Genomic DNA, 4,500 nt, shown 5'->3' with positions numbered 1-4,500 from the left:
CGTAGAGATAGGGCGCGGAATTGCCATTCGGATCGCCAAGCTGGAAACGCCAGCCGTCATTGAAAGGCAGGTGCTGGCGTTCGGCCAAGGCCGGCACGCTGGCCAGCATTGTTGCGGCCAGCAGCATGCCGTGCCAGGGGTGACGCAAATGGTTCAAGAGTCCTCCGAAAAAGATAGCCGGATTGCGGGTAGCGTATCTTATTCGCCGGATGTGGTGCGAAGCTATTCCTTATCTGAAGGGCAGCATGCCAAAATCATATGGCTTAAAACTAGATTTTGGCTATCTGGCGATCAATGGCGGCGCGTGCGCGCTCATTTCGCTCGCTGTAGCGGTCCGTCAGATAATCGGTGCGGCCGCGCATCAGCAGCGTCATCTTGAACAGCTCCTCCATCACATCCACCAAGCGGTCGTAATAGGCGGATGGACGCATGCGGCCTGCATCGTCGAACTCTTTATACGCCATTGGTACCGACGATTGGTTAGGGATCGTGAACATGCGCATCCAGCGCCCCAGCAGGCGCAAAGTATTGACGACGTTGAAGGATTGCGAGCCGCCACACACCTGCATCACTGCCAGCGTTCGTCCCTGGCTTGGACGCACCGCGCCTTGTTCCAGCGGAATCCAGTCAATCTGATTCTTCATCACCGCAGTAATGGCGCCATGCCGTTCAGGGCTGCACCATACCTGGCCCTCGGACCACAGGCAGAGGTCGCGCAGCTCGACAACCTTGGGATGCGTTTCCGGCACGCTGCCGACCATGGGCAGCTCCATCGGGTCAAAAATCTTCACTTCGGCGCCCAAGTGTTCAAGAATGCGCGCCGCTTCGAAGGTCAGGAAGCGGCTGAAGGAACGCTCGCGCAGCGAGCCATACAGCATCAGGATGCGTGGCGGATGCGATAAATCGCCTTGCGGCGCAAGCTTCTCCGGAGACGGAATGTCCAGCAGTTCGGCTTTGATATTGGGCAGATCAGGAATGCTCATACTTTGAATTCACTTGGTGCTACTGTGCCGCCGGCGGTGGCGTCGGCAGGCGGCGCCGGGTACAGCCAGCAGAAGAAAACCGTCGATACCGCCATGCCGGCCAGTTGCGCCAGGATGAAACCTGGTGCATCGACAGGGCGGATGCCGGCGAAGGTGTCGCTGGCACTGCGCGCCAGCGTTACGGCGGGATTGGCGAAGGAGGTCGATGAAGTAAACCAGTAGGCGGACGTGATGTACGCGGCTACCGCAAACGGCGTAATGGATGGGCGGCTACGCGAGCAGCCGATGATGACGCCGACCAGCCCGAAGGTCGCAATAAATTCGCTCCACCACTGCGGCACGCCTGTGCGTGCGTGCGCGGACGCGAAGAACGCCGGCTCACCGAACATCGCATGCGCGGCAGCTACACCCGCAAAGGCGCCCAGCACTTGCACCGCGATGTAAGGCAGCACCTCGGCGAATGGAATATTGCGCTGCATGGCTTCGGACAGCGTCACCGCCGGATTAAAGTGCGCGCCGGAGATCGTGCCGAACATCAGAATCAGCGCAACCAGACCGGCGCCGGTGGCGATAGTGTTGGCGAGCAGCGCGATGGCGACATTGCCGCCCGCGAGCCGCTCGGCCATGATGCCCGAGCCGACCACCACGGCCAGCAGCATTGCTGTGCCGACTGCTTCGGCTGCCAGGCGGCGCGAGAGGGTCATGCCAGAACCTGTCCGATGCGATTCAACTCCGCCTGCATGCGGGCGGGGTCATGTTTCAGTTCTTCCAGCGGCAGCGCGAAGAAGGCTTCGATACGCGCGCGCAGCGTGCGGTAGGCGTGCATGAAGGCCGCATCAATTTCTTCGTCCGTACCCGTGGCGTGGGCTGGATCTTCCACGCCCCAGTGCGCGCGCATGACCGGGCCGAGATAGGCCGGACAGGTTTCGCCTGCGGCACTGGCGCATACAGTGATCACGATGTCCGGCGTCACCGGCAGGTTGTCCCAGGACTTGCTGTAATAGCCCTCGGTGACAATGCCTTCCTTTGCCAGCAATGCCAGCGAGCGCGGATGAATGTAGCCTGCGGGCTTGCTGCCTGCGCTGATGGCGCGCCAGCCTTCCGGCGCGAGATGATTGAAGGTGGCTTCGCCAAGAATGGAGCGGCAGGAATTGCCGGTGCAGAGAATCAGAACGTTCATATTATCGGGTCGCGGCGCAGCTCGCGCCGCCGCAGCAGTTATCGGTAAGGTAAGACAGCAAGCCGTCCATGGTGTCGAAGTTGGCGCTGTAGATGACGAAGCGCCCATCCTGGCGCGCTTCAATTAGTCCGGCATTGGTCAGCTCCTTCAGATGGAAAGAAAGTGAGGAGGGCGCGATACCCAGTTTCTCCGCAATTTTGCTGGCGATCAGGCCCTCAGGACCGGTACGCACGAGCAGGCGGAATGTGTTCAGGCGCGCTTCCTGCGCCAGCGCCGATAAGGCAGCGAGTGCCGCTTTGGTTTTCATTTTAATTCGATAATTCAACGATTATCGAATTATATACCGAGCTTCATAACTTAGTTGTACGCCCGCATCAGAACGCCATGCTGAGCGTGAAAATTCACATCGCCGGTGATACTCTGATTGTTACATTGTTGCAGTCGAGATGTTGCAATCTCAGCATGCATAAGTGTTTGCTCATACTCACCGGAGAATCAGAATGCGGAAATTCACGATACGCCAATGTTTCGTTGCGCTGGCAACGGTGCTTGGTCTGCTGATGGCGATCATTGTCATGGCGGCGATGGCCGTCAATCGCAGCAACGATGAACTGAACCGCGTTAATCACAGCCGCTATGAGTCCTATCTGCTGGCGGCCGAACTGCGTCAAAGTTCGGATGACCTGACCCGTCTCGCGCGTACCTATGTTGTGACGGGCGATGAACAGTACGAAAAGCAGTACCAGGCGATTCTCGATATCCGCGACGGCAAGCGCGCGCGTCCCGAGCATTATGAACGCATCTACTGGGACTTCGTCGCGGCGGACGGCCAGGCGCCGCGCCCCGATGGCAAGGCCGCGCCGCTGATCACGCTGATGAAGGAAGCGGGCTTCACGGATGCCGAACTGGCAAAATTGACCGAAGCGAAAAACGTCTCCGACGATCTGGTGAAAACCGAAGTGATCGCGATGAACGCGGTGAAAGGCCGCTTCGATGACGGCCATGGCAACTTCACGGTCCAGAAAGAGCCGGATCTCGATATGGCACGCCGCCTGATGCATGATCACGCTTATCACGTCAACAAGGCCAAGGTGATGCGGCCTGTGAACGAGTTCTTCACCATGCTGGACGAACGCACCGCAGGGCAGGTGGAAGCGGCCAGCGCCCACGCTGCAGCAATGGCCAGGCTGATTTACGTTCTTCTCGGCGTGGCATTCGCCGTGCTGATCGTGATGCTTGCGCTGATCTATCGCGGCATCACCGGTCCGCTGACGGAAGCGGCAGGCGTTGCGCGCCGCGTGGCGCAGGGCGATCTGAGTGGCCGCATCGAAGTGGACGCCGCCGGTGAAACGGGCCAGCTGATCGAAGCATTGCGCGAGATGCAGCAAGGCCTGGTGCGCATCGTGGGCAGCGTACGTGGTGGCGCCGATAATATTGCGACGGCGGCCAGCGAGATCGCCAGCGGTAACCTTGATCTTTCCGCACGCACCGAAGAGCAGGCAGGCTCGCTGGAAGAGACTGCATCGTCGATGGAAGAACTGACTGCCACCGTCAAGCAGAATGCGAACAACGCACGCCAGGGCAACCAGCTGGCGGCCAACGCATCGGAAGTGGCGGAGAAGGGCGGCGCCGTGGTGCGGCAGGTGGTGGATGTGATGGGCTCCATCAACGAGGCATCACGCAAGATCGTGGACATCATCAGCGTCATCGACGGTATCGCCTTCCAGACCAACATCCTCGCCTTGAACGCGGCGGTGGAAGCGGCCCGCGCGGGTGAGCAGGGACGTGGCTTTGCGGTGGTGGCTTCCGAGGTGCGCAACCTTGCGCAGCGCAGCGGCGCTGCTGCGCGTGAGATCAAGGCCTTGATCGACGATTCCGTCAGCAAGGTCGGCGCAGGAACGCGCCTGGTTGACGAGGCGGGCAGCACCATGCAGGAAGTGGTGGCCAGCGTGCAGCGCGTGACGGACATCATGAGCGAGATCAGCTCTGCCAGCAACGAGCAGTCGGCCGGCATCGAGCAGGTCAATCAGGCCATCACGGAAATGGACCGGGTCACGCAGCAGAACGCGGCGCTGGTGGAGGAGGCCGCAGCGGCAGCGGATGCCATGCAGGAGCAGGCTGCCACGCTGGCGCAGGTGGTCAGCACCTTCCGGTTGGACGCTGCCACTTCCGCGCCAGGCGTAGCGGAGCAATCCCGTTCCGCCGCGCCGCGCGCGCGCCTGTCGCTGGTAGCCTAAACAGGCAGCACTTCGCCCATCGTCTCCAGCAGAATGTCTGCGAGGCGCTTGACGGCGGGATTGGCGTCGCCGCCTGCGCGATGCAGGGACAACGCGACGT

5 protein-coding genes are annotated in these 4,500 nt (G+C 60.8%); 1 reads left to right on the top strand and 4 read right to left on the bottom strand.

The window, feature by feature from the left end:
• Window positions 1-269: 269 nt before the first annotated feature.
• From arsH to AB4Z11_RS23950, 4 genes are read right to left on the bottom strand one after another with little or no spacing between them, the layout of a single operon-like run.
• Entirely contained in the window at window positions 270-983 is a 714-nt protein-coding gene (arsH, locus tag AB4Z11_RS23965) for an arsenical resistance protein ArsH (protein ID WP_442028175.1), read from the bottom strand.
• Complete coding sequence (locus AB4Z11_RS23960; protein ID WP_442028174.1) at window positions 980-1,687, bottom strand: aquaporin; 708 nt, start codon at window positions 1,685-1,687, stop codon at window positions 980-982. The genes arsH and AB4Z11_RS23960 overlap by 4 nt, the downstream gene beginning before the upstream one ends.
• A complete protein-coding gene (locus AB4Z11_RS23955) occupies window positions 1,684-2,163 on the bottom strand; it encodes an arsenate reductase ArsC (RefSeq protein WP_442028173.1) in 480 nt (159 codons plus the stop codon). Before AB4Z11_RS23955 ends, AB4Z11_RS23960 begins: the two co-directional genes overlap by 4 nt.
• A 1-nt stretch (window position 2,164) precedes the next feature.
• Window positions 2,165-2,470: an ArsR/SmtB family transcription factor gene (locus tag AB4Z11_RS23950; protein ID WP_442028172.1), complete on the bottom strand. Its 306-nt coding sequence runs from the start codon at window positions 2,468-2,470 to the stop codon at window positions 2,165-2,167.
• A 193-nt stretch (window positions 2,471-2,663) separates the two neighbouring features.
• On the opposite strand from AB4Z11_RS23950, the gene AB4Z11_RS23945 reads away from it, so the two are divergent.
• Window positions 2,664-4,400 carry a methyl-accepting chemotaxis protein gene (locus AB4Z11_RS23945; protein ID WP_442028171.1) on the top strand — a complete coding sequence of 579 codons (1,737 nt, stop codon included), beginning with the start codon at window positions 2,664-2,666 and terminating at the stop codon, window positions 4,398-4,400.
• Window positions 4,401-4,500: the final 100 nt, after the last annotated feature.

Origin of the sequence: Pseudoduganella sp. RAF53_2 (genome assembly GCF_052113985.1) — a bacterium.
Lineage (GTDB): Bacteria > Pseudomonadota > Gammaproteobacteria > Burkholderiales > Burkholderiaceae_D > Rugamonas.
The sequence above is the reverse complement of the archived record's forward strand: the minus strand, read 5'-3'. Positions and strand labels throughout refer to the sequence as shown.